The sequence below is a fragment of the Halorubrum sp. Atlit-26R genome (assembly GCF_003666015.1).
In the GTDB taxonomy this organism is placed as follows: Archaea; Halobacteriota; Halobacteria; order Halobacteriales; family Haloferacaceae; genus Halorubrum.
This window is the reverse complement of sequence record NZ_QPLT01000039.1, coordinates 1-2,304: the sequence shown is the minus strand read 5'-3', so window position 1 is coordinate 2,304 and position 2,304 is coordinate 1. Positions and strand designations below refer to the sequence as shown.

Annotated in this window: 2 protein-coding genes and 1 pseudogene; all 3 read right to left on the bottom strand. The window is 54.1% G+C overall.

The genetic code is table 11. The features are described from left to right. Positions 1 to 112 precede the first annotated feature (112 nt). Positions 113 to 1,225 carry a hypothetical protein gene (locus DVK07_RS18990; protein WP_121598459.1) on the bottom strand — a complete coding sequence of 371 codons (1,113 nt, stop codon included), beginning with the start codon at positions 1,223 to 1,225 and terminating at the stop codon, positions 113 to 115. Between the two features lie 2 nt (positions 1,226 to 1,227). Beyond that, positions 1,228 to 2,067, bottom strand: a complete 840-nt coding sequence (locus tag DVK07_RS18985; protein ID WP_121598458.1) for a hypothetical protein — start codon at positions 2,065 to 2,067, stop codon at positions 1,228 to 1,230. Then, positions 2,064 to 2,304 (bottom strand): annotated as a pseudogene (locus tag DVK07_RS23805) (hypothetical protein); the annotation flags it as partial. The gene DVK07_RS18985 and the pseudogene DVK07_RS23805, both read right to left, overlap by 4 nt.

Genomic DNA, 2,304 nt, shown 5'->3' with positions numbered 1-2,304 from the left:
AAGGCGATGAGTACGCCGACATCCCCCTCCTCGATGTTGAGATAGGGGATACGACTCTCCTCACCAAACTGATTCATGATACGCCGTGCTGCCGCGTCTGGATCTGTAGACATTAGTGAATACCTCGGTCGTACTCCATTCCGTACTTGTCACTCGATGCGTCTGCTGTGGCCCCACCAGGGTCGTTCTCGGTTCGGCGGTACGATGGGGCTCCGTCCTCAGTTCCGTGTCCGCCTCGAGCAGCAGCTTTCTGTGCGATAGCTTGGCCGGCTGCTGCTTTCGGTCCCCACCGCGCCGCTGTCGTCGCAACACCCGCGCCGCCAACGTAAGCGCCAGCCGCGACACCGCCGATGAGAGCAGCACCCTTCGTTGTACCTCCGACAACTCTGGCTGTCAGCGGAGTCGCGTACTTGAACGTCTTCCAAGTGAGATAGAGCGCAACCAGTGGGAGTGAGACAGCGACGAAGAACTTGAGGAATGCAGTCTGTGGTGTGAGGGTCCCCCCGCCGTATAGCAGATCATATCCTTTGAACACTATCGCGGCTGGAAGGGGCAGGACAGCAAGGGGGACAAACCGCCTACAGAATCCCATCGAAATATCAGACACAACAGGGATATTCCCATATCCGATAGCAATCGCAATCGGCATCCCGTAGAGATATACGTAGAGGAGAACCTCGCGGATGTAAAACAGAGCCTTCAATGCCCACATCGAGATACCTCCAATTAGCGCAAATAACAGTGATAACCCCGGGTTGGTCAGTGTTACACTGAGGAATCCCAACATAGCATTTCGAAGCGAAGCCATACCGGGCATCAGAGCAATTGAGAAACCATCGACAACGTAGAGCGAAAGGACACCGAGCCAATACCAGACGATTATCAGAAACGCACCAACCCACGCGGTTTTCTTTGTCTTCCTCGCTTCATATGTGCTGCCGATATTGAATATTCGAATGGTGTGACGTCCTTGTACACTCATTACGAGTAGAAGCAACGCGATGAGCATTATTTCGCCGCCGACGAGTGCATCTTGAATCGCTGACCAGGGTACATTCGTCGGCTCCCCGAAAACGAATGGTCCATTTGTCTGAGGGGTAGGAGTTCCGAACATCTCCTCAGTGAGAGTATTGTATCCTGTTGTTAGACCATCCATGAAGAGGCCAGCAACCCAGTCAACGACATCTTTGAACCCCTCCAAGACAACGTCAATGAGATCAACCATGGTCAAGCCCCACTGATCGTGATTTCGCAGTTTTGCATCTCGTCAGCGCCGGTGTATTCTACGTTGTACGCCTTCGTGGCTTGCTGACCTGTAACTCGAGTCTCTAGTATAATGCTGAACCGCCCACTATTACCGTCAGTCGAACAGCCCATTCCCTCGTCCCCGATTTCTGAACCAAACGGGAACGAGTCGCTGAAGATCTCGGCCGTCTCACCTGCCGAAACTATGACGCTCTCCTTCTCGTAGATTCCACTTCCACGGGGATCTGCGACAGGGTTAGGAACGTCTCCAGTAAATCGCATCTCGACGACCTCATCCGGTCCACTTCCGGTGTTCTGAACGGTAACAAATGCCTCTCCGTTCTTTTTCGCATCAGTTGGGCTCTCCCCGTAGACCTCGTCCCACGGCTTGTCAGGATTATTCCGGTAGAGACCAACGTCCTGAATCTGGATCTCCGGTACGATATCCGTAGTACTCTCTGTGACCGCCTCCTCGCCTTTCAGTGCGACTACGCGATACTCACCAGGCTCATATGCGGTTCCAATCTCAAACGAGACCTGTTGGGCCCCTGCGGCCACATCACGGGTTCCGAAGAGCTCTCCGTTCGGCTGGATGAGGTTGACTTGGTCGACGTCAGCGTCAGGAGAGAGTTCGACAACGAGCGTGGTTCCTTCGACAGCGACTCGTTGTAGCGGGCCTTGCCCATCTACTGGGCCAGTTCCGTCATCGGGAGAGTCTGAGTCTTCATCGCCATTCAGACAACCTGTAACGCTTACAAGCGCCGCACCTGCGGTTGTTCGGAGGAAGTTCCGTCTGCTGATGATTGGGTTATTTCGTATCATTGATCTCGTTGGAAAAGGTCCTCTGGGCCGAGCATCCGGAGGAGACGATGTCCGGCGTAGAACATCACGAAGAACGGAATGAACTGCCAGAAAATCTCGAAGAGGAACGAGAACCAGCCGTTGATGGTTCCAAGTGGGTGCCAACGGACAGTCGCTGTATCACTCACGTAGGCTGGGTCATGTCCAAGCCACGAGCCTGGCTGATATCGTGCCGTATAGATCCCCGGATCGTCGACG